Origin of the sequence: Pseudoalteromonas sp. NJ631 (genome assembly GCF_000276645.1) — a bacterium.
In the GTDB taxonomy this organism is placed as follows: domain Bacteria; phylum Pseudomonadota; class Gammaproteobacteria; order Enterobacterales; family Alteromonadaceae; genus Pseudoalteromonas; species Pseudoalteromonas piscicida.
Map to the genome: position 1 here is coordinate 1 of NZ_AKXJ01000017.1, position 21,660 is coordinate 21,660.

The 21,660-nt window shown below is 42.7% G+C and carries 21 protein-coding genes; 5 read left to right on the forward strand and 16 right to left on the reverse strand.

Annotated elements, in window-relative coordinates; translation table 11 throughout:
* Nucleotides 1-82 precede the first annotated feature (82 nt).
* The 7 genes from A587_RS0120370 to A587_RS0120400 form a co-directional block, all read right to left on the reverse strand.
* The gene (locus A587_RS0120370) at nt 83-775 is read right to left on the reverse strand and encodes a D-alanyl-D-alanine carboxypeptidase family protein (protein ID WP_017219082.1); all 693 of its coding nucleotides are present in this window, start codon (nt 773-775) and stop codon (nt 83-85) included.
* Nucleotides 768-1,895 carry a succinyl-diaminopimelate desuccinylase gene (gene dapE, locus A587_RS0120375; RefSeq protein ID WP_010373904.1) on the reverse strand — a complete coding sequence of 376 codons (1,128 nt, stop codon included), beginning with the start codon at nt 1,893-1,895 and terminating at the stop codon, nt 768-770. The genes A587_RS0120370 and dapE overlap by 8 nt, the downstream gene beginning before the upstream one ends.
* Complete coding sequence (locus tag A587_RS0120380) at nt 1,895-2,242, reverse strand: ArsC family reductase (protein WP_010373906.1); 348 nt, start codon at nt 2,240-2,242, stop codon at nt 1,895-1,897. The genes dapE and A587_RS0120380 overlap by 1 nt, the downstream gene beginning before the upstream one ends.
* A complete protein-coding gene (locus tag A587_RS0120385; protein WP_010373908.1) occupies nt 2,239-2,751 on the reverse strand; it encodes a PTS glucose transporter subunit IIA in 513 nt (170 codons plus the stop codon). The genes A587_RS0120380 and A587_RS0120385 overlap by 4 nt, the downstream gene beginning before the upstream one ends.
* Entirely contained in the window at nt 2,748-3,128 is a 381-nt protein-coding gene (locus A587_RS0120390) for an ACT domain-containing protein (RefSeq protein WP_010605048.1), read from the reverse strand. Before A587_RS0120390 ends, A587_RS0120385 begins: the two co-directional genes overlap by 4 nt.
* Nucleotides 3,129-3,285: 157 nt before the next feature.
* The gene (gene pta, locus A587_RS0120395) at nt 3,286-5,433 is read right to left on the reverse strand and encodes a phosphate acetyltransferase (RefSeq protein WP_026001076.1); all 2,148 of its coding nucleotides are present in this window, start codon (nt 5,431-5,433) and stop codon (nt 3,286-3,288) included.
* Between the two features lie 2 nt (nt 5,434-5,435).
* Nucleotides 5,436-6,635, reverse strand: a complete 1,200-nt coding sequence (locus A587_RS0120400; RefSeq protein WP_017219084.1) for an acetate kinase — start codon at nt 6,633-6,635, stop codon at nt 5,436-5,438.
* 152 nt (nt 6,636-6,787) lie between these two features.
* On the opposite strand from A587_RS0120400, the gene yfbV reads away from it, so the two are divergent.
* Nucleotides 6,788-7,234: a terminus macrodomain insulation protein YfbV gene (gene yfbV, locus A587_RS0120405; RefSeq protein WP_017219085.1), complete on the forward strand. Its 447-nt coding sequence runs from the start codon at nt 6,788-6,790 to the stop codon at nt 7,232-7,234.
* 67 nt (nt 7,235-7,301) lie between these two features.
* Here yfbV and rlmA read toward each other — a convergent pair whose 3' ends face one another.
* The 3 genes from rlmA to xthA form a co-directional block, all read right to left on the reverse strand.
* Complete coding sequence (gene rlmA / locus A587_RS0120410) at nt 7,302-8,102, reverse strand: 23S rRNA (guanine(745)-N(1))-methyltransferase (RefSeq protein ID WP_017219086.1); 801 nt, start codon at nt 8,100-8,102, stop codon at nt 7,302-7,304.
* Nucleotides 8,099-8,722, reverse strand: a complete 624-nt coding sequence (locus tag A587_RS0120415) for an energy-coupling factor ABC transporter permease (protein ID WP_017219087.1) — start codon at nt 8,720-8,722, stop codon at nt 8,099-8,101. Before A587_RS0120415 ends, rlmA begins: the two co-directional genes overlap by 4 nt.
* Before the next feature lie 81 nt (nt 8,723-8,803).
* On the reverse strand, nt 8,804-9,613 hold the full coding sequence (xthA, locus tag A587_RS0120420; protein WP_010373922.1) for an exodeoxyribonuclease III: 810 nt from the start codon (nt 9,611-9,613) through the stop codon (nt 8,804-8,806).
* 265 nt (nt 9,614-9,878) lie between these two features.
* On the opposite strand from xthA, the gene A587_RS0120425 reads away from it, so the two are divergent.
* Nucleotides 9,879-10,313, forward strand: coding sequence for a hypothetical protein (locus A587_RS0120425; RefSeq protein WP_010373924.1), 435 nt, complete (start codon nt 9,879-9,881; stop codon nt 10,311-10,313).
* 41 nt (nt 10,314-10,354) lie between these two features.
* Here the strand turns inward: A587_RS0120425 and A587_RS0120430 are convergent, their stop codons facing one another.
* The gene (locus A587_RS0120430) at nt 10,355-10,639 is read right to left on the reverse strand and encodes a hypothetical protein (RefSeq protein WP_017219088.1); all 285 of its coding nucleotides are present in this window, start codon (nt 10,637-10,639) and stop codon (nt 10,355-10,357) included.
* A 162-nt stretch (nt 10,640-10,801) separates the two neighbouring features.
* Between A587_RS0120430 and A587_RS0120435 the strand changes: the two genes are divergently transcribed.
* Nucleotides 10,802-12,037 (forward strand): DEAD/DEAH box helicase, encoded by a 1,236-nt coding sequence (locus tag A587_RS0120435; protein WP_017219089.1) that lies wholly within the window; start codon nt 10,802-10,804, stop codon nt 12,035-12,037.
* Between the two features lie 67 nt (nt 12,038-12,104).
* Here A587_RS0120435 and A587_RS0120440 read toward each other — a convergent pair whose 3' ends face one another.
* The 3 genes from A587_RS0120440 to A587_RS0120450 all read right to left on the reverse strand — a co-directional run bounded on the left by A587_RS0120440 (nt 12,105) and on the right by A587_RS0120450 (nt 16,095).
* On the reverse strand, nt 12,105-12,485 hold the full coding sequence (locus tag A587_RS0120440; RefSeq protein ID WP_010605037.1) for a diacylglycerol kinase: 381 nt from the start codon (nt 12,483-12,485) through the stop codon (nt 12,105-12,107).
* Nucleotides 12,475-14,118, reverse strand: coding sequence for a phosphoethanolamine transferase (locus A587_RS0120445; protein WP_017219090.1), 1,644 nt, complete (start codon nt 14,116-14,118; stop codon nt 12,475-12,477). Before A587_RS0120445 ends, A587_RS0120440 begins: the two co-directional genes overlap by 11 nt.
* A gap of 75 nt (nt 14,119-14,193) precedes the next feature.
* On the reverse strand, nt 14,194-16,095 hold the full coding sequence (locus A587_RS0120450; protein WP_017219091.1) for an LTA synthase family protein: 1,902 nt from the start codon (nt 16,093-16,095) through the stop codon (nt 14,194-14,196).
* A gap of 204 nt (nt 16,096-16,299) precedes the next feature.
* Here A587_RS0120450 and A587_RS0120455 point away from each other — a divergent pair, with 204 nt between their 5' ends.
* Together A587_RS0120455 and A587_RS0120460 are read left to right on the forward strand one after the other, a co-directional pair.
* On the forward strand, nt 16,300-16,977 hold the full coding sequence (locus tag A587_RS0120455) for a response regulator transcription factor (RefSeq protein ID WP_017219092.1): 678 nt from the start codon (nt 16,300-16,302) through the stop codon (nt 16,975-16,977).
* Nucleotides 16,974-18,362 carry a histidine kinase dimerization/phospho-acceptor domain-containing protein gene (locus A587_RS0120460; RefSeq protein ID WP_017219093.1) on the forward strand — a complete coding sequence of 463 codons (1,389 nt, stop codon included), beginning with the start codon at nt 16,974-16,976 and terminating at the stop codon, nt 18,360-18,362. Before A587_RS0120455 ends, A587_RS0120460 begins: the two co-directional genes overlap by 4 nt.
* 8 nt (nt 18,363-18,370) lie before the next feature.
* On the opposite strand, the gene A587_RS0120465 is transcribed toward A587_RS0120460, so the two are convergent.
* Both A587_RS0120465 and A587_RS0120470 read right to left on the reverse strand, forming a co-directional pair.
* Nucleotides 18,371-20,029, reverse strand: a complete 1,659-nt coding sequence (locus A587_RS0120465; protein WP_017219094.1) for a hypothetical protein — start codon at nt 20,027-20,029, stop codon at nt 18,371-18,373.
* A gap of 143 nt (nt 20,030-20,172) precedes the next feature.
* On the reverse strand, nt 20,173-21,468 hold the full coding sequence (locus A587_RS0120470; RefSeq protein ID WP_017219095.1) for an anti-phage deoxyguanosine triphosphatase: 1,296 nt from the start codon (nt 21,466-21,468) through the stop codon (nt 20,173-20,175).
* Between the last annotated feature and the right edge of the window lie 192 nt (nt 21,469-21,660).

Sequence of the window (21,660 nt, forward strand, 5' to 3'; positions counted from 1 at the left end):
TAAATACCAATCAAACTGCTGCAAAAACAAACTTGAAAGATCAACAGGCCCTAGTCTAAGTAACTTAAGCTCGGATCAGTCGTTATGGCTGCGCTACATTGGTAATAAATTGCTGATGTAGTGCGCTGAGATTCGCCAGTATTGCGTCTTTACCTTTGATATCGCTGCGTTTAAGCACGGCATCAATTGCGTCAACGGATTGCAGCGTGGCAAGCTTTGATGCCGTTAGCTGGTGGCTAATATGCCAAGGTTCCGCAGCAACTCCCCCTCGATAACGATCATAAGGCCGGTAGAAACCAAAAGTTGCTAAATGCGCGTCAAGCCACAGCGAAAATTCGTGCTGATGCCCATCTTGCTGGTATTCCCATGGTTCTAGTTGTAGTGATTGTCCTGTCGGTACGAGGTTTTTGGCGAACACATCTAAATCAGTGCCCAAATGGTGGCGACTTGCACCGGGTAGTGCGGAGAACAACATAATTGCTTTTACTTTGTCGATGTCTGAGAGGTTACTCAGCTCTATTTTTTGGTTAGTGATATCAAAAACAGGACGGCGCATCGCAAACTTGCTATTCCAAATCGCTTTTTGCCTTTCAAATCCTCGATATGCGGACGCCATGTAGAATTCAAAACCTGCCTTTTTTGCAGCTTGTGAGAGGGCGCTGAGATCGGAAACTATCGCGCTATGCACATGGCGACCATGGTAAAAAGCTAGATGTGATTCGTTGACGCCACAAGCGCTGCATTCAGCGCTGGTAAGCATATAGCGGCTAGGCAAGTAGCTTCTCCAAGATCTTTTCATAGACTAAGGCTAATTGATCTAGGTCTTTGCAACTCACACATTCATCGACTTGATGGATTGTAGCATTAATTGGGCCAAGCTCAATCACCTTACATCCCGTTTGGGCAATAAATCGGCCATCTGATGTGCCACCTGAAGTCTCCGGTGTGGTTTGCCTTCCCGTCACTTCTTTGATGGCTGCAATCGTCACATCGAGCAATGGACCTGGCTCTGTTAAAAACGGTAGGCCATTCAGTATCCAATTAAGTTCATAATCAAGTTGATGCTTGTCTAGAATAGTAATAACACGTTGTTTGAGCTCATCGGCTGTAACTTCGGTGCTAAAGCGAAAGTTAAACTGTACTTGCAAAGAGCCCGGTATCACATTGCCAGCCCCTGTTCCGCCATTGATATTGGAAACTTGAAAGCTTGTTGCGGGGAAAAATGCATTCCCTTGATCCCACTCGGTCTGACTGAGTTCAGCAATCGCCGCCGCAGACAAGTGAATGGGGTTTTTAGCGAGATGAGGGTAAGCTACGTGACCTTGTTTTCCAATCACTTTTAGGTGTCCGGTGAGTGAACCGCGACGACCATTTTTTACTACGTCGCCAAGCTCATGGCGTGATGAAGGTTCACCAACCAAGCACATATCAATTTTTTCGTTTCGGGCTTCTAATAAATCTACAACTCGAGTTGTGCCGTTCACGAAAGGGCCTTCCTCATCAGAGGTTATCAAAAAAGACAATGACCCTTTGTGATTGGGGTGTTTTTCGATAAATCTCTCCGTTGCCACGACCATAGCTGCAAGTGAGCCTTTCATGTCAGCAGCTCCGCGGCCATGTAACATGTCATTTTCAATCACAGCAGCAAATGGCGGGTGTTGCCATTGACTCTCGTCGCCAACCGGTACTACATCTGTGTGTCCAGCAAAGCAAAAATGTGGTCCACTGTCGCCTTTTCGTGCCCACGTATTGAGCGTATCAACAAAGAAGTGTTCTTCGATGGTAAAGCCAAGCTTTGCCAAACGTTCATTCATTAATTGTTGGCAGCCAGCATCATCAGGTGTAACAGAAGCCCTTTGGATCAGAGCTTGAGCGAGCTTAACTACTTCGCTCATTAGGCAAAAATCTCATCATACTGTGCAGCTTTAAAACCCAAGTGATATTGACCTTGGTACTGCAAAATAGGGCGTTTTATCATGGCTGGTGCTGCCAAAAGGTGTTGCTTCGCTGACTGCGCGTCGAGATTTTGTTTTTGTTCTTCGCTAAGGGCTCGATAAGTGGTTCCGCGTTTGTTTAACACGTTTTCCCAGCCAAGTTGGTCAATAAAAGCAGTGAGTAGAGCTTCGTCTAATCCATCTTTGCGATAGTCATGAAAAGTAAATTCGATATTGTTGTCTTGTAGATATTTTTTGGCTTTTTTAATGGTATCGCAGTTGCTGATCCCATACATGGTGGTTGTCATAAAGCACACGCCCTTGCAATTGTGATTATCGGCTCTTTGGCCGCAGATACTTGTTTTAAAGGATAATAACACGCACCAAGCTTTTGTGCATTGAGTAGCACAATGGCGGCCATGGTTTTTGCTTCACTGAGTGGAATATCAAAAAAGCATAGCGGCTCTCCAAGCTTTATCGTGGTTTTGCCAAAGCTGTTTGCTTTGAGATATTCGGGTTTGGCAAACTCATTGCCGACCTCTAAGCTCAGTAACATTTTTAAGCCGTTATTGGCGTGTAAAATGTATTCGCAGTTATTTTTTCTGATCTGGATTAGTTTTCCGTTACAAGGAGATAGCAACAAGGGCACACGCATTTGTACGCAAACGCCTATTCCTAACATACCAGACGCAATCGCCGCGTTTGGATGCGTACTTAGCGGTAAGACTTTGCCGGAAAAAGGACTTGGAATGTGCGCAATCGGGTTTGCGATTTGGGATATTGGCCGATATTGGATTGGTGGTGAGAGTTCAATCAAAGTAATAAATATCCATCTTTTTTAAGTGCTTGCATCGCTTGCTGGATTTGGCTCTCTTTTACCAGAATATAATCGGTATCGTATGTTGATAAGGTAAAAATAGAGACGTTGGACTTTGCTAGCACACCAGAAATATTAGCCATAATCCCCGTTAATGAAAACCCCAGCGGGCCAACGACTTCCAATGCTCTCCAATGACTTTCAGCCGCGAGGCTACTGACTGCGATATCTGACGCGCAAACGATAGAGAGTTCATCCTCTGTTTTGGCAATAAAAAAGATTTCACTGTTTAACACAGCTTGCGGGACAGCATCATCGCAATCCAAGCTATGTATCGTAAATTCTTGTTTGAGCAATTGCAGCGTTTGCTTTGACATTACCAACCCTTGTTTTTGGAAAAATACCAATTGGTATAATTCATAGTATAGCGAAGTCAATTTAAAGACCAGAGCGTTCGCCCGAATTCTAGGCAAAAGAAAGGATTAGTGAGATGAAAAAGAAAAGGGCTCATGCATTGAGCCCTTGGGATAAAGATTATTCTTCGATTTGTGTAGCCTGAATAGCAGTCAAGGCAATGGTGTACACGATGTCATCAACCAAAGCCCCGCGGCTTAGGTCGTTAACTGGCTTACGCATACCTTGTAACATAGGTCCGATGCTGACAAGTTCAGCACTTCGCTGCACCGCTTTGTATGTGGTGTTACCTGTATTTAAATCTGGGAAGACAAATACCGTTGCTTTACCAGCGACTTTGCTGTTTGGCGCTTTTTTACGTGCGACATTTTCCATAATGGCGGCATCGTATTGCAGCGGTCCGTCAATATCGAGATCAGGGCGTTTCTTTTGTGCGATCTCGGTAGCTTCACGCACTTTTTCTACATCTGCACCTTGTCCTGATGTTCCTGTGCTGTAACTGATCATAGCAACGCGAGGCTCAATGCCGAATGCTGCAGCGGAATCTGCAGATTGAATTGCAATATCTGCTAACTGCTCTGCCGTTGGATCTGGGTTAATTGCGCAGTCGCCGTATACTAACACTTGGTCCGGTAGCAACATAAAAAATACTGAGCTTACCAACGACGCGCCTGGTGCCGTTTTGATTAACTGCAGTGGTGGGCGAATGGTATTGGCGGTGGTATTTACCGCACCAGATACTAAGCCATCAACTTGGCCTTCGGCTAACATCATGGTGCCGAGCACGACGTTATCTTGCAGTTGCTCTGCCGCAACAACCTCGGTTAGGCCTTTGTTTTTACGTAGCTCAACCATAGGCGCAATGTACTTTTGCAGCTCTTCTTCAGGAGATAAGATAGTCACGTTTTCATTCAGCTCAACACCTTGTTGCTGGGCGATACGCTCAATTTCTTCTCTGTCTCCAAGCAGTACGGTTTTAGCGATATTTCGCGCACCACAGATAGCAGCCGCCTTAATCGTTCTAGGCTCATTACCTTCAGGCAGCACAATAGTTTTGCTTGCACGTCTAGCTAAATCAGTTAGTAGGTAACGAAACGCAGGAGGGGAGAGTTTGCGGGTTTTTGCGACCCCTTTGGCTAAACTTTCCAGCCATTCGCTATCGATGTGACGGGCGTTGTGCTGCTTTACGCGCTCGATGCGCTGCTCGTCATCGCTTGGCACTTCCATATTGAAATTGTGTAATAGCAAAGAAGTGCGCCAAGTATCAGCCTCAGTAGCAAGGATAGGCAGACCTGTATCCATCGCTTGCTCACATAAGGTCATGATCTTCTCTTCTGGTTTGAACCCACCAGTTAACAAGATAGCGCCAATCTTGGTGCCATTCATGGCCGACAAACACGCAGCGACTAAGATATCCGACCGATCGCCAGGAGTAACCAATAGTGCACCTGGCGTAAAGTGGTTAAGAATGTTCGATACCGTTCTTGCACAGAAAGTAACACGGCGCAGACGACGGTGCTCCATATCACCCGCATTGATGATTTCGGCTTTTAAATAATTGCTTAAGTCGATAACTCGCGGCGCAACTAAGTCAAAGTCCCATGGTATGGCACCTAAAAGTTGAAATGGGTGTTTTCTGAAAATAGGCAGCGATGCCAAACGATTCATTTCGTTTTCAAGCTCTTCTGGTTTGTATTGATCAACCAGATCGGCGCGCGCTCTGCCATCTTCATCCAGCGGTGCATTCACTTTATTGAAAATACAACCCAATACGCGAGGGTGGTTTACACCGCCATAATTGCCAGCAGCAATCTCTAAGCGGTCTTCAAGCTCGTCGATAGAGTCATTACCCGGCGTTAAGACAAACACGATATCTGCACCTAATGTTTGCGCAATTTCGCGGTTTACACGGCCAGCGTAAGGTTGACGACGGGTAGGAACCATTCCTTCAATGATGGCAACTTCATCATCTTGTACTGTGCCTTCAAAGCGCTCCACAATTTCTTCTAACAGGTCATCGCCTTTACCATCACCTATCATTTGCTCAGCGTAGCTCAGCTCAAACGGCGTGGGTGGGGCAATGGTAGAACCTTGCTGAACGATGAGTGTTGACTTCTCGGGGCCGACTTCATCTTTACGAGGTTGTGCGATTGGCTTAAAGAAGTTTACTTTTACTGCTTTTTGTTCCAGTGCTCGGACTATTCCTACAGACACCGACGTCAACCCAACGCCCGTCGAAATAGGAATAAGCATAATACGACGACCCATCATTACACTCCTTTAGCAAGCGTAGCTGCGTCGTTGGCAATCACCCATTCTTCGTTGGTTGGGATGACCATAGCGACAGGGGAGTGAGACTCATCAGTGATCACCCCTTGGTTACCGAAGCGTGCGTTGAGGTTACGCTCTTTATTGATGTGCATGCCAAGGAAGTTAAGTTGGTTCACTACTTTTTCACGGATAACGTCAGAGTTTTCGCCAATTCCGCCAGTGAATACAAGTGCATCTAAACCGTTTAGTGGTACCAAGAAGCTAGCAATTTGTTTGGTTAAACGATAACAGAAAATATCAAGCGCCAGTGTTGCTTGAGGGTGGTTTTCCTGCGCAGCTTCTTCGATAGTTCGGCAATCGTTAGAAAGCTCACTAATACCTAAAAGGCCACTTTGTTTATTCAACAAAGTGTCAATTTGCTGTGTTGAATAGTTCAGGTGATTAACTAAAAACGAGAACAAGCCCGGATCAATATCACCACTTCGGGTGCCCATCACTAGACCCTCTAATGGAGTTAAGCCCATGCTGGTGTCTACCGATTTACCGTCTTTAATCGCGGTAACGGAACAACCATTGCCTAAGTGTGCGGTAATAATACGAGATGGCTTATCTTTTAAGCCTAAAATCTCGATGGCTTGCGCCGATACATAAGCATGGCTGGTGCCGTGGAAACCGTAACGTCTAACACCATGTTCACGATATAGTGAATAAGGTAGGGCATAAAGGTAAGCTGTTTGATCCATACTTTGATGGAAAGCCGTATCAAAGACAGCAATTTGCGGTAGATGCGCGAATGCGGCTTGGGCTGCGCGGATCCCAAGTAGGTTAGCTGGATTATGTAAAGGCGCCAGACTAGCCGTTTCTTGGATAGCATTTATAACGGAGTCATCGATAATGACAGATTGTGTAAAGCGCTCACCGCCGTGTACCACGCGGTGGCCGACAGCAACAAGATTTGCGTCTAACGCGAGATCTTTGATAAGTTTTACAAGCGTTGTGATCGCAACTTGGTGCGCATCACCACTATTTAGGGGCACGATTTCCTTGTTGCCTTGGAACTTATATTTAATTTGTGGTGATTGTTCAGCTAGGCGTTCAGCCAGACCTGATAATATCTCCTCTCCCGTTGCGTTATCGATGATTGCAAACTTAAGACTGGAGCTTCCACAATTAAGAACCAAAACATGCTGAGATGACATAATGACTTTCCGTTTTGACAATAACAGTTATTGCGTATTAAGCTTAAAGCTATAGCGCATATAAGCTACGCATTTAGACTAAGGTATAGTTGACAGTAAAGACGTCGATTTTACCTCATTTTTTATATAAAAGTTAGCACCTAGGAGTTATGATGCAAAAAAGTCTTATTTCGCAAGTGCAACTTGGACGTCAATACTCGAAAGAGTGGCCTATGCGCAAGGAGCTAGCACCGTTGTTCCCTGAATTTAGGGTGATCAAGGCGACAGAACTTGCTTTAAATACAATGCCTATGCTGGCGGTGTTTACTCTGTTTTTGCAGACCAGCCAATTGGGTTTTCAATATTTGCCGCAAGCCATTGCGATTGCTTTATTCTTTTTATCGCTTCCTGTCCAAGGGTTATTATGGCTTGGTAAAAGAGCTGAAACGCCGTTAAATCCGGCTTTGTATTCTTGGTATACAGAACTGCATCAGAAGATGGTTGCTAATGGCTATGATTCTCCCATGTCTTCAAGAAAGCCTAGATACAGAGATTTAGCGCGGTTGCTAAAAGATATGTTCGATAAAATGGACAAAGCGTTTACGCAAGAAAATCTGTAATTCCTGTTTGCCTGCCTACCAAGCAAGTAGGCAGCGATTTGCTCATAATTGGTGATCTGATGTTGGGTTACTTGCGCTGATATTGGTTTATCAAAAACGAGAGCGTGATTTCGATATGGTCCATCTTTTGTAATCTATCCATGTGTTGTTGCTTAAATTTCCATGCAAATGGCGTCATCATGATTAAGTGTTCAACACACTCAAATTCCATTCTGTGTGTTTGTTGCAATTTAGTCCGTTCAACCAATTCAAACCCTTGTGGTGTTTCTGGTGCCTTGTGTAGTTTTACATTGTCATAAATCAGAGACTTGAGTTCGAATAGATGGTGTTCACCAGGTGAGACGACATACAAACTGCCTGATGGTTTGCACAGGCGAGCGAGTTCCTCGGCGAACACTGGCGCAAAAATACTCACAATCACATCTGCAAATTCATTTTCAAAAGGAGCCTCTTTGATGGAGGCTACGCTAAACTCTACTTGAGGATAGCGTTTAGCTGCATAGCGGACAGCAGGCTTTGCGATATCGACCCCGTAGACTTTGGCATTCTCGCATCGATTTGCGATTTCATGGGTGTAAAAGCCTTCACCACATCCTAAGTCCAGCAGGGTAGCCGGCACTTTTTCAGAGACGATTTGTGCAAGCCTATCACGTAGAAAGTGATAATGATCGGTTTCGAAGAATGCCCGACGCGCTGCGACCATTTCTTGGTTGTCGCCCGGCTGTTTTGATTTTTTATTTTGCACGGGTAGTAAGTTGACATAGCCTTCTTTGGCAATATCAAATTGATGATTATTATTGCAGCTGTAGCTTGCACCACCTTGATATAAAGGCAGTTTACACAGTGGACAGCGGTAGTGGGAGATCATTTGTCTAAGTATTCCCTATCAAAAAAAGTTTTTACCCAATGTGGGCGATATGTAATGAGTAAGGTGATGGCCATGCCATTTAACATGGCTTCAGGGAACCACATTATTACGGCAAAATGGAGATAATTGTCTGCCAACTGATACCAAGTATAGGCATCGATTGCATAATAATAGAATGCGCTTAGAAGTATCTTTAAACAGCCCACCGTACCTGCGAAAATAAATGCACAAACAAAAATATAAACGAAAAAGTGCCGCGGTAAATGATGATAGCAAAGGGCAAAGAGTCCATAGCTTAAGTAGACAGGGAACAGTGCAGTAAACAGCCAAAAATTACCAAACTCCACCAAGGTAAAAGCACTAAAGTAACTATGGACGAGGCATGCCAAAGTTGCACTCAACGCACCCAGTCGCCAACCTAAAATTAACGTTACTGCGGTTATTCCAAGAATATGAATGTTCAGTTCAGGTAAAATACCTGCCTTTATTTGCCACAGTAACGTGAGGACAACCGCACAACTTAATACGCCGGTTTGTCTGGCTGGTACTTGTAGTAATTGCTGGTATTCTTTGCGATGAAAACTGAGTAAAAATAACCCAAGGGCAGCGATAAACGTCACGTTTCTATCCAGTTTTTAAATTTGGTGATTTTGCTCTATGCCGAGCACTGTATTCACAGTCTCGGCGGAAAAAGCAGACGATTAAATGTCGAAAGTTGCCCAAATTGGTGCGTGATCTGAGGGCTTATCAATTCCTCTCAATTCGTAATCTATGTCACTTTCGATACATTTCGCAGTTAATGGCGCGGTTGCTAAAACCACATCTATGCGTAGACCACGGTTATCATCAAACCCTTTTGAGCGGTAGTCAAACCACGAATACTTTTCGGTTGCATCAGGTGTCAGCACTCTAAATGTATCTTTAAAGCCCCAATCTAGCAGTGTTTTTAACCACTCGCGCTCTTCTGGTTGGAACGAGCACTTACCCGTCTTTAACCAACGCTTTCGGTTTTGCTCACCAATACCAATATCCGCATCCAGTGGAGAAATATTAATATCGCCCATGACAACAAGGTTAGATTGAGGATCGGCAAAATCATTCAAGTGGGTCATGAGATCTGCATAAAATTGTCTTTTATACGGAAATTTAGTTTCATGGCTGATGTTATCACCTTGAGGGAAGTAACCATTCATAACGGTAACTTCGTTACCTGAATCACTTTCAAACGTACCGCTGATCATGCGACGTTGTGACTCTTCAGTATCCGTAGCGAAGCCTTTTTGGATAGCTTTTGCAGGTTTCTTGGAGAGTAGTGCCACACCGTAATGCGCCTTTTGACCATGGAAGTAAACATGGTAGCCAAGTGCTTCTACATCGTCGATAGGAAAAGCTTCGTCATGGACTTTAATTTCTTGCAGTCCAATGACATCAGGTTGGTGTTTTTCAATCAATGCCTGTAATTGATGCAGTCTAGCTCTGAGGCCGTTTATATTAAACGAAACAATTTTCATAGCGCGCTCTTTAGATTCTTGCTGTTATTTGGCAAAGTTTATCACTTAAAAACGAGAGGGTCAGCGCTTGGGTGAAATTACTTATTTAGTCAGCTGAGAAGCATGGTGGCAGTTGTTAAATTTTGCACAAGTTTAGCGAGATGATAACGAGGATTTTAGCTTAGTGTAAATAGATCATTAAATAACCAAAATTGCATGATTTAGCTGTTTACTTATTCATCGTTGTAATTATAATCCGCGCCGAATCGTTCAATTGGGGTATATTATGCTTAAATCTCTCTCTTTCTTTGGTCTTGTTTCTTTGGTTTCTACAACGGCTTTCGCTTCACAGGTTGAGTTCACTCAAGCTGACGCATCACCAGCGACGAAAGTATGTGCTGTTGCAGCAGAGCAAGGTTTCAGTGCAGCACGTAAAGAAGCTGCATCACTAGGCCTATTTATTTCTCGCTTCTCACCAAGCATCCACTGTAATGGTGAAGATATTCGTGAGTTTGCAAAAGCGGCAAAGCGCTCGCAAAAGCAAGAAAAGAAAGTTGAGCTAATCGCTGAAAAAACAGATACCGCAACTGAGCTATGTTTAGATGCAGTACGTCACGGCGTTAATCACTTACGTTTGAACAACCAACAGGTTCGCAACTTACGTTGTAATGATATGCCTGTTAAGCAATTTGTTAAAGAATTCAGAAACGCAGCAATTTAATCAAATTGATGTGAAGAGAAGAGGGGCATTTAGCCCCTTTTTTATTGGTTTTTATTTAGGTTTGCATTTCGGTATTTTGCGTAACAGACCAAAGCCGCCAAGCCTGCCACAGGGATAGAAATCATACTTACCCAACCACCTGTGTATAAAATGGCCAGTAGCATGCCAATATCGATACCGCCGATAACACAATCAGAATGACCACTTTCTGCAACCCGACAATCTAATACTGCAACACTAAGTTCAGCAATAAGTAAACCAAATAAAGGCGCAATGGCGAGAAATCCTAGGCTCACTACTAAAAGTTTCAATTGCTTTTGTGACATGTACATCTCCTTATTTATCACTTTTGAGCATTTTGCGTTAGCGTGATTAATCTTATCTGAGAAGTTGTTCTGGCTAAATAAAAATCAGTATTAGAACATTACAGTGCTTAGATAATTATTTGCTATAATCCGCACAATTTTGGTAATAGACACTGATCTCCAATGACATTTAGCGAGCTACAACTTCACCCCGAACTACTAAGCGCAATTACTGAGCTTGGGTTTGAGTCACCAACACCAATCCAAGAAAAGAGTATTCCACTTCTGCTCAGTGGTTTTGATTTAATTGCAAGTGCCCAAACTGGAACCGGTAAGACTGCTGCCTTCATGCTGCCGATTTTGCACTCCATGCTGATGGGCGGCGCGCAAGGTGAGAAATCGGTTAGGGCATTGATACTAACGCCGACTCGTGAGCTGGCACAACAGGTTGCAGAGCATACTGAAAAGTTAGTGGTGAACACCAGCTTAAATGTCGTGTGCTTATATGGCGGTGCAAATATTGGCCCGCAAGAAAAGTGCTTAAGAGCGGGTGTAGACGTAGTGGTGGCGACACCTGGGCGTTTACTTGATCACCTAATCAAAGGCACATTAACACTCAAAAATATTCAACACCTAGTCTTCGATGAAGCAGATCGCATGTTAGATATGGGGTTTATGGGGGAAATTAAGCGGATCATGCGTACTATGCCGCTTAAGCGTCAAACGTTGCTATTTTCAGCTACGGTTGACGATGCTGTGTTATCCCAAGTAAAGCCTTGGTTGAACGACCCTAAGCGAGTAGGTGTTGAATCCCAGAACAGCACCGCAAGTACAGTTACGCAAACTTTCTATTCGGTAGACGAAGATCGCAAACGTGAATTGATCTCCCACTTGATTGGCAAAAATAATTGGCATCAGGTACTGGTGTTTACTCGCACAAAGAATAGTGCTGATAGCTACGCAAAAGAATTGAATAAGGATGGCCTTAAAACTGCAGCGATCCACGGTGATAAGTCTCAAGGCGCGCGTGACAAAGCGCTATCTCAATTCAAATCAGGTGAAATTCGCGTCTTGGTCGCAACGGATGTAGCAGCTCGTGGCATTGACATTGACTCGCTAAACTATGTCTTCAATGCTGAGTTACCCTATGTTGCTGAAGACTATGTGCACCGTATCGGCCGTAGTGGTCGCGCTGGACAAAACGGCCAAGCCATTTCGCTTGTGAGTATTGATGAGCAGTGGCTACTAGAAGAAATAGAAATTTTTCTAGATGAGCGATTTGCACCGCAATGGCTACCAGGCTATGAACCTGATTTAACCAAAGAGCCTAAAGACACTCGCCGTAATTCTGGTAAGTCTAAGAAGCAAAGAGACAAAAAACGTATTTTAGGAACAAGAACCAAGCGTAAACGGAAGTAATAGGTTAGCGCTAAAGCTTATGTTTGGCTTCTCTCATCCAAACATAAGCTTGATTGGCCATTACTTGCTAGTAGAGGTTTTGATATAAACAGCTGCCCCAGATACAGATAAAAACGATAAGTGCGATCAACACGCCAGCCGAGCCCAAATCCTTGGCAAGCCCCGACAATGGATGGATCTCTAAACCGACTCTATCAATTGTTGCTTCAATAGCGGTATTCACTATCTCTGCAAACATCACAAACAGCGTTGCACAAAACAACATAACGCGCTCATAGAGTGAAAGTTCAAGTGTAAATAGCAAAATGATAGTAACCAGCAATAGAATAAGCTCTTGCCGAAAGGCGGATTCATTTTTTGTGAGCCAATTAAACGCTCTAAATGAGTGTCCAAGCGCCAGCAATAGTCGTTTTGCTCCAGTTGGCTTATTGGTGTTATCAAAATGCATTAGTTTCTCCATTAGTTGCGAGTAATTGAGTTCGACAGGTTGCGAATATGTCTTTTTTGGACTGATAGGTTTTCGACTTAACTTGAGTTAAGCCAAGTAACGTATCGTAGATATTGTCATGAGAAAGGGGTTGCTGTTTTACAGCGTCAATGCAACCACTATAGTTTTTATTTGTTAGCCGATTACTCCAGTAAATCATCGGGATTTGAGTTTGCTCTTTAGGTGCTAGACGATATGGAAAGCCATGTAAATATAATCCGGTTTCACCAAGTGATTCGCCATGATCGGAAACATAGAGCATGTTGACAGCTTCTGCGTCTAACGAAGACAGTTGTGTAATGATTTTGTGCAACACTAAATCTGTATAAACGATGGTATTGTCATAGGTGTTCACTAATTCTTGAGGCGTACAATTTTGGATATCGCTGCGTTGGCAATCTGGGAGGAATTTTTGCTGTGTTTTAGGGTAACGGCGATAATAAGTTGGGCCATGCGAGCCAATCATATGTAAGACAACAACAATATTGCTTGTTTGCGCGTTGTTTATGGTATTCATAAGTGATGGGATTAGTACCTCATCAAAGCAATACTTACCGTCGCACAGCGGGTTATCCTTGTTAGTATCAATTCGATAATTCTCAACCCGATTACATACACCTTTACAACTACTATTATTGTCTATCCAAAACACTTCGGCGCCAGCCCTGTGGATCACATCAAGCACGTTATCTTGGCTCTGAGCAAGACGGCTATTGTAACCTGCTCTATCTAGCCGTGAAAACATACAGGGTACTGAAATTGCTGTCGCTGTGCCACAAGATGACATGTTACTGAAATATTTGATGCCGTCCTGTTTAGTGTATTCGTTAGTATCTATTTTATAGCCTCCATATGAAAAGTTGCTTGCACGTGCAGTTTCACCAACAACAACAACGGTAATATTCGCACCTGACTTGGAAGCTAAAGCAGGTGTTTTATCTAGTAATCGAAATGGTAATGGAGGATAAAAATAGTTATCTCTCAGGTATTTATATCCTGCAATATAAAATGAAAATGGCGTGATATAGCTTGCGACTTCTTTGTTGTTTCTACCAACGGAGGCATAGTTTTGATAAAAGCTAAATGCTATCAAAGAGATGAAGGTAATTGAAACAAAGTTAATGAGAATAAAGGATTTTAGTCTTTGCTTGAGTGGCTGCCTTATTTTGTTTTTTGTCATTAAATAAGCAGGAATTAAACCCAAAGTTAGTACGAAAAGAACTAGGTTTATATTTAAATATGAAAATGCTTCCCCCGTGTCTGTTTCAATAACGTTTTGCATCATGCTTTTATCAAATATGACGCCGTAGTTTATTGATGCGTATAGCAAAATACTGGATAGCACAATGGTGATAAATAAAAAAGGCCGTACGAAGGTGATTAAAGAAAACCAACTAAATAGTAACAGTGTCAGGAAAAACAAAAGAATAGGGACAGACGCTAAAAATAGCCAATCGGACCAGTCCTGTATTGTGGAAATATTAAATACTTTGATAAAAAATAGGCTATTAAAAGCAAAGGTACAATAAAGTGTGGCGAGAACCATCAGGCTGGTATAGCCTGATGGAGAGATATGTTTTAAAAATTTAAACATATCCAACTCCTGACGAGAAAATAAAAACTAAGTTATCTTTATCTTCTATAGAAATACTTAAGACAACCTTATGCTTTACTCTTTTAATCGATAAATTTGCTCCTGATAGGCCAAATTACTAAATAATACATGAGATAGTGCTTTTTCTTCCAAATCAGCGGTGTGCGTTGTATTCACCAGTGGTTTTTGCATCTTAGTCGCCGTGTCATATTGCCAATAACTCACTCTGTTGCCTGGCATCAAAATGGCGGCTTTGTCATCTTCAATGTAGGCAAAATTATCGTAATATTGCATCATCGCTCTTTGCACTGGATATTGTTTGGTTAAGTCAAAGCCAAGCATAGGCGTTGGGCGTTCAACCCCTATTAAAGAAAGCAAAGTGACAGGTAAATCAATTTGACTGACCAACCTTTTATCTTGTTTCTGATTAAAGTCTGAATTCAAAATAACGGCTGGAATATGAAAAGACTTAATAGGGACGGGCTCGGATCCATATACCCTGACATCATGATCTGCAACAACTAAGAAGATAGTATCTTGCCAATAACGACTTCGCTTGGCCTTATCAATAAACTTTCCGAGGGCATAGTCGGCGTACTTGATAGCGAGATCTCGCGCAGGTTTATCACTTTTATGATTTGTTGGTAACAATACTTTTCCGTCAGGAATTTCAAACGGGTCGTGATTGCTAGATGTAAAGATCAAACTAAAAAATGGCTTTTCTTCTTCACTCAGCTGAGTTAGTTCTTTATCCGCTTGATTAAACAGATCTTCATCGCTGGCGCCCCAAGACGCAACAAATTCCGGGTTTTCTATATCATCAAAGTCAACGATACGTTGAAAGCCATTTCCTAAGAAGAAGCTTTTCATGTTATCGAAGTGGCTTTCGCCACCATAAATAAACTGTGTGGTATAGTTTTCTTGGGCTAAAATATCCGCCAACGTACAAAACTGTTGCTGAGACTTTGAAAGCTTAACGACGGAGCGTGATGGTGAGGGTATAAAGCCGGTGATCACGGCTTCAATTCCGCGAACTGATCGGGTGCCCGTTGCGTAGAGATTCTCCAGCCCCCAGCCTTCTTGATACAGTTTATCTAACTCTGGGGTTAGGTTTGCTCCCCCTAGCGAGCTTACAAAACGTGCGCCTAAGCTTTCCTCCAAGATAATTACCAAATTTTTCTTTTTGCCCTGATGATATGCCGGATTAGTGGCTAAGGTAGGAAGTGTATTTGAGATAAAACCTTGTTTGTAACTTGCTTTTCTTACTGTATCAAAAACCTTTTCTTTGGATAGCGAACCATAAAGCGCACTGGCACTTTTTTCGCTACCCATATTTTTTGCTGCGAACGCAACACTATAAGCCGAGTTGATGGTCAGCGAATTAACCAATGCATCTTGTGAGAAGTAGACGGTAGCAGGGTTAAGCGGTCTATGGCCCAGAGTACCTCTTGCGAACAGCGCTAAACAGATAAGACTACAAAAAGTAGAGATAGCTATATTCCGTTTTGATGGCACATCGTTGCCAATGCGAGGAAAATACCTCAAGGTGGTTATTAAAGCCAAAGTACATAAAAGTAGGGTGAATATCACTGTGGCCAAGTGACCACTCAACAACATTGAAATGACTTCTTTGGGGTAAATCAAATACTCAATAAATAAACGGTTTGGTCTGATGTCGTATTGCAAAATAAATGCCGGAGTTGCAGCTTCGAGTAGTAGGACAAATGCAATACCCAATGCAATATATCCCGTTATTAGCGCAGTAAGTAAAGGCTTCAATGGCTTGGGTATAAGATAGTGCGTGATCATTAATAATAAGAGCGGTATTGCGAGATAAGCGGTAGTACTCAAATCAACTCGCAGGCCTGATATCACAAAGGTCAAAGGATCAGAGCCTGCCATTCTCTCTAACATCCAAGCTGATAGTCCTAAACGGCTAAGCGTCAAAATCATCAACAAGGAAAGAAAAAACACCATGAAGGGTTTTGCATAAGGAGTTGAAAAGTGTACTTTGTTCATAGAGTGTTAAGAATAGCTGCATTTATCACAAGACTATCCGACGAAACTTAAGAAAAGCTTAGGAAATCCTTCGGAATTAATGAAAGTTGAAGTTCTCTTTAGCGAATCTTAAGTTTGAGCAACTAAGCTGTGTGATATTAAGCACTAGCCAAAGGTTTATTTATGAATGTGTTACTGATTGAAGATTCTGAGTCCTTGCGTCGCAGCTTAACCTTAGGACTCTCTAAACTGGGTTTTACGGTAGATGATACGGCGGATGGCTCTAGCGGTTTGAGTATGGCGCTGATGGATCACTATGATGTAATTATTTTAGATATCATGTTGCCCAGTTTGGATGGCATAAGTGTGCTTAAAGCACTAAGACAACAGAAGAACGACACTCGAGTGTTGGTGTTGTCAGCAAAGTCACAACCTGAAGACCGAGTGCTGGGTTTATTAAGTGGTGCAGATGACTATCTCGCCAAGCCCTTTTCGTTTGATGAGCTGCATGCACGGCTATTAACGCTAATGAGAAGAGGGGCATTTAAACAAGATGGTGATGAAATCGTGTATGGCTTCTTGACCATTGACTTGCAGCTAAAGTCGGCGTTAATTGCAGGGCAGCGGATAGACTTAACACCCAATGAGTATAAAATTTTGGAATGTTTGTTTACTAATCAAAATAAGATTATTACACCAGAAAAATTGAGCACTTATATTACCGGCAATTTCGATAGCGTGTCGAAAAATGCCATCGAAGCTCACCTTTCTTCGCTACGCAAAAAGGTCAAAGTGCTGGGTCAATGCTTGCCAGTTAAAACTAAACGTGGGTTCGGATATTATGTTGAGCAACTACCATGAAGTCGATCCGAGGGAACTTAGTTAGAACATTATCAATTACCATCACAGGTGTTGTAGTCGCCATTTTACTCGCCACAGATTTGGCTGTTGACTCTTGGATTGACTCACAATTCGACAAAGCGATGCATACAAAAGTTGGTATGCTGATGACGCTAGTCTCTGAAGATGAAGATCATCTAGAACTACACTTTTCCGGTGAGTTTTTACCAGAGTTTACAGGTAATATCGAGCCTGAATATTATCAAATCTGGTTGAACGATCGAGTGTTTGCACGCTCTGACAGCTTAGATCTTTTTTCGCAACACGAGTTACCCTATTTGTCGCTATCACTTGGTGAAAGTAAAGTGGTAAGTGAAACCCTGCCAGATGGTCGTGCGGGACGGATCATATATACCCGTTTTATTCCGCAGATCCATACCCTAAAAGGGGAAAAAAAATCTTTTGATGATGAGCTTGTTATTGCCTACGCGGCCTCGTCGGAGGGACTGGACTTTATTCTTTGGCTCATCGATATCGTTTTTATCGTGACTATCGTATGTGTTGTGGTGTTTATTCGTGTCTTTGTGCGTAAAACGGTCGATGTTGGTCTCGCGCCGTTGAATAGCATGAACGCTCAGATAGCCAAACTAAATTTCTCTAAAGATTCAGACACCATAATATTAGAAAAGCCAGTCTCTGAGCTGTTACCCGTTGAGCAAAGCTTAAACCGTTTTATTGTTGAAAACAGACAATTGTACTTGCGAGAAAAGCGCTTAACCTCAGATATTTCGCATGAATTAAAAACGCCCATTACGGAGCTTATTAATTTGGCGGAAGTTATTTCACGCTTCCCGGAAGACAATGAACTGGCGGATGACTTTGTGCCAGAAGTATTAAGAATAAGTCAGCGGATGAAAAACATCGTCACCAATGTGATGTTGCTACATAAATACGAGCAGATAAAGCTACCCAAAGACGATGTTGTTGATGTATTGCAAGTCGTCAACCGCTCGATAGGTGAGATAGCACTTGATAACGTTGAGATTCAGACAACTCGCTCAGAATGTCCAATTCAGACCAACTTAATGGCAGTCGAGAGTATCATTGGTAACTTACTAAAAAATGCCAAGCGTCACCGTGTACTGGGTTCAAAAGCACTTATTGTTGTTGAAAAAGGGGCGATGGATGGAATAAATGTTCGAGTGAGCAATAAGGTTTCCGGCGAGCTCGAAAGTGTGAATTTAGCACAATTATTTGAACCACTATGGCAAAGCGACCAATCGAGAAGCGCGAATGATTGCTTTGGCTTGGGGTTGCCTATTGCTAGGGCCTTTGCTGAAGCCATTGACGCGGAACTCACTGTTGCGTTGGAAGGGAGCACCATCACCTTTACATTGACCCTTTGAAGCGCTATTTAAAAGTGAGTTTCCACTGATAAACCAAGTTCCCAGCTGTCAACTTCAGGATAGTTACTTAATGGTTTAGTAAAGTCTATATGCACTACGTTTTCGTTACTTGAACGGGCGGAATATAAACGAACTCCGAGCCCTACACTGCCTAGCATTTTATTGCTTATATTAGGATGTTGTATATTCCCGGATGCTTTTCCCATATCAACAAAGCCAACGAACCCTAAATCAACAAGCTGATAAATATTAATGTTAGGGTACATGCGGAGTTCGAATGAAGATTTGACCGTTTGCGTACCTTGTTGATAGCTTTGTGGGAAGCCACGGATCCCTTCATCTCCACCGAGAGCAAGAGGACGCTCGGCAAACTCCTTGTTTTGCCACGCAGCAATGACATCAGCATAAAAAGCAAAACTATCGGTCCAGCGATAATTTACCTTTGCAGCGAGAGTAGACCATACTCTATCACCTTGCTGCGTGCCAATTTGGGCATTGGTTGATGCTTTAAATCGGTATAAGACATCCTCATTAAATAGCCATGCTTTGTTGGCTGAAAACTCCCAAATTGAGCCAACTCCGTCCGCTTCGGTATCAATACCTGCCTTGGCCGCAAGTGACCATCCGAGGTTGAAATCTTCACTGTGATTGATTAAGTCTACATCCTGCAGCACGATGTAATTATCTTCGATATATTGAAGGCTAATCCAAGGCGCTAACAGCTTGAAGTCATAAAGGTTATCTCTTGTGGCTAAGTTTTGCTCGTCGTAACTCACATCTTGGTAATCGACACCGGCTATCCACCTTAGTGTGGTGCTATTGGTTTGCTGCCATAAACGGCCATAAGCAAACTGCGCAGATGTACCATTATATCGAAACTGACTTTCTGTTTGACCGTTATGATAGATAGAAGTCGTTTGGTCTTGTGCATTAATATAAGTTCTATATAACAAAGAGCTGGAGCGCTGATAGAAAGGTTGATAAATGTCAGCCATAAATATTTGACCGTCATCATAATCATCTGCTTGCACCGTTATCATGGCATGTGGTTGCCATGGCGCAGGCATTTGCAATACGGTATGGTAACCGGAGCGTTCATGGTCAGATTTGTATTTTACGGATGCCCTAACGCCATACCCTAACAAGTTTTCCTCTTTAAACCCTAAACTTAACTTATTGTTTCCACTACTTCGGCCAAAGTTTACACTGGGCAGCAAACTCCAGGTGTCCCATGTTTGCACTGATATTTTCTGTGGCTCGGCACTGTTGCATGGCTTGGCGTAGTTGATTTTCGCCTCTCTGATGTATTTTTTAGCACGCAAGATCCGCTCAGCCTCTAAAATATCGGCCTCGCTGACTAGGTAACCAGCCTGAAAAGGGAGTTGAGAAGCGATAGTTGCATCTCGGGTTTCTATATGCAGCCAGTTTACGAAGTCATGGAAAGAGGTCGTTTCTGGGTCGTCTGGGTTAAAAATAGGGTTTGAGTTTACTTCGATAGACTCAATCTTGATGTTTTTCTCTTGACTTGCTTTATCAGTCTGTCGAGCCATTTTATTACTATGTTCAGCTTTATTATTGCAAAGGGAGTCGATGCTAAATGGGTCACCAGCAAACGCAGGAGTGATTGAAGTGACTAACACGAATACCGCAACGGTTTTGGCTGGCATATATGCTCCAACTGAAAAATATCAAGCTACGTTGAAAACATATATGCCGATACTTAAGAAAGGCTTAAGAAAAATTAAAGAATGAATTAATCGCCAATGTATGCGAATTTTTCATGATTGAGTTTTGCCTCTACGAACAGAGTTTACAGTTCCCCGGTAAATAAGCGTCGATGCGTTTTTCGTGCATACTCATCAGACATGCCACCAAGATAGTCCGCTAACACGCGCATTTGCTGCGTTTCATCGGTTGCTTGCTGGTACAATGTTTGGGTTGTATACGGCAACAATCGCATGGGGTCACTGGCAAAAACTTCAAATAAATCAATAAGCAGGTTTTGACCACTAAACTCAATTTGCTGCATTTTAGGTTCACGAATTAATCTTCGATATACGAACACTTTTAATACTTGCAGGATTTCCTGAAATTCGGGTGCCATCTCAACGGTAAAATGAAGTAGGGCGGAGTCAAAATCTGAGTCTTGAACGGTGAGTTTACAGTGCACAATAAACAGGTTGACGAGCTCACCTATGGTATCTTTACGATTAGATTCATCTTCTGAAAATAAACTCTCGCTTACGCGTTGTAAGTTGTGCTTTAACCAAGGAGAGTCTAACTTTTGTAATTCAGGCAGCGCGAAATCATGCCATGCTGCCTCGTTAAGGGTCTCGGTTGCAATCGCATCTTCTAAATCATGAACTGCATAGGCGATATCATCGGCATATTCCATAATGGCGCAATCTAACGATTTAAACTTAGTCTTACGACGGAAGGTGTCTTTTATCTCGGTTTCTTGCAGCTTTATTTGGTCGTTTTGAGAAAATGGCGAGAGGATCCAATCAAATACCGATTGGTCGCATTGATAAATGCCTTTAGCAGGCAGCCAATCACTAGATAATATGTATTTTCGAGTTTGTGTTTGCGTCGGTTGGTGATACCAAAGTGTGTCGATTAATGCAGGATATTTAATAAAACCTAATAAGGTGCGGCGCGTTAAGTTCATGCCATAACCTTTAGTGTATGGTTCCAACTTGGTGACGATACGCAAGGTTTGAGCGTTTCCTTCAAACCCTCCGTGATCACGCATAAGGTAATTAAGCGCTATTTCTCCACCATGGCCAAAAGGTGGATGGCCGATATCATGCGCTAGGCACAAAGTTTCAATAAGACTTGTCGAAGGAAAGTGTTCAAATTCAGGGTGTTGTTTTCTTAAATAGCGTAGTAGACCGCTGCCTATTTGCGATACTTCCAAAGAGTGTGTTAGGCGAGTCCGGTAAAAGTCGTTGACGCCGATTGCCATAATTTGGGTTTTGGCTTGCAAGCGCCTAAAAGCCGCGGCATGTATGATCCTAGAACGATCTATTTGCCATGCTGAACGATTGTCGTTAGGGCGGTTTTTTTGCTGCGATAGCAGACGCTGCTGCCAAGCGTTAGACGTCATACTTCTGTTCCTTTTTCTTTATATCTCAAACTCGTCTAAACTATGTACGATAACTGAACGAAAATTCGCGTTTAATTGCGGCTTTTGATATTATCAGCCGCTATTTTTGAATACTGTTATTTTGGCGCAATTTATCAACGCTCTATCAAACTATAGTAACAGAATAAAACTGTTATTGAGTGGGCTTGAGAA

What these genes read in the sequence shown, in the direction of transcription:
- A587_RS0120450 (WP_017219091.1), bottom strand. Translation starts at nt 16,095, where the DNA reads ATGGTGTTTTTTCTTTCCTTGTTGATGATTTTGACGCTTAGCCGTTTA.
- A587_RS0120380 (WP_010373906.1), bottom strand. Translation starts at nt 2,242, where the DNA reads ATGACAACCACCATGTATGGGATCAGCAACTGCGATACCATTAAAAAA.
- A587_RS0120425 (WP_010373924.1), top strand. Translation starts at nt 9,879, where the DNA reads ATGCTTAAATCTCTCTCTTTCTTTGGTCTTGTTTCTTTGGTTTCTACA.
- A587_RS0120460 (WP_017219093.1), top strand. Translation starts at nt 16,974, where the DNA reads ATGAAGTCGATCCGAGGGAACTTAGTTAGAACATTATCAATTACCATC.
- dapE (WP_010373904.1), bottom strand. Translation starts at nt 1,895, where the DNA reads ATGAGCGAAGTAGTTAAGCTCGCTCAAGCTCTGATCCAAAGGGCTTCT.
- A587_RS0120455 (WP_017219092.1), top strand. Translation starts at nt 16,300, where the DNA reads ATGAATGTGTTACTGATTGAAGATTCTGAGTCCTTGCGTCGCAGCTTA.
- rlmA (WP_017219086.1), bottom strand. Translation starts at nt 8,102, where the DNA reads ATGATCTCCCACTACCGCTGTCCACTGTGTAAACTGCCTTTATATCAA.
- A587_RS0120400 (WP_017219084.1), bottom strand. Translation starts at nt 6,635, where the DNA reads ATGTCATCTCAGCATGTTTTGGTTCTTAATTGTGGAAGCTCCAGTCTT.
- A587_RS0120430 (WP_017219088.1), bottom strand. Translation starts at nt 10,639, where the DNA reads ATGTCACAAAAGCAATTGAAACTTTTAGTAGTGAGCCTAGGATTTCTC.
- A587_RS0120445 (WP_017219090.1), bottom strand. Translation starts at nt 14,118, where the DNA reads ATGTTTAAATTTTTAAAACATATCTCTCCATCAGGCTATACCAGCCTG.
- A587_RS0120470 (WP_017219095.1), bottom strand. Translation starts at nt 21,468, where the DNA reads ATGACGTCTAACGCTTGGCAGCAGCGTCTGCTATCGCAGCAAAAAAAC.
- A587_RS0120390 (WP_010605048.1), bottom strand. Translation starts at nt 3,128, where the DNA reads ATGTCAAAGCAAACGCTGCAATTGCTCAAACAAGAATTTACGATACAT.
- A587_RS0120435 (WP_017219089.1), top strand. Translation starts at nt 10,802, where the DNA reads ATGACATTTAGCGAGCTACAACTTCACCCCGAACTACTAAGCGCAATT.
- xthA (WP_010373922.1), bottom strand. Translation starts at nt 9,613, where the DNA reads ATGAAAATTGTTTCGTTTAATATAAACGGCCTCAGAGCTAGACTGCAT.
- A587_RS0120465 (WP_017219094.1), bottom strand. Translation starts at nt 20,029, where the DNA reads ATGCCAGCCAAAACCGTTGCGGTATTCGTGTTAGTCACTTCAATCACT.
- yfbV (WP_017219085.1), top strand. Translation starts at nt 6,788, where the DNA reads ATGCAAAAAAGTCTTATTTCGCAAGTGCAACTTGGACGTCAATACTCG.
- pta (WP_026001076.1), bottom strand. Translation starts at nt 5,433, where the DNA reads ATGGGTCGTCGTATTATGCTTATTCCTATTTCGACGGGCGTTGGGTTG.
- A587_RS0120440 (WP_010605037.1), bottom strand. Translation starts at nt 12,485, where the DNA reads ATGCATTTTGATAACACCAATAAGCCAACTGGAGCAAAACGACTATTG.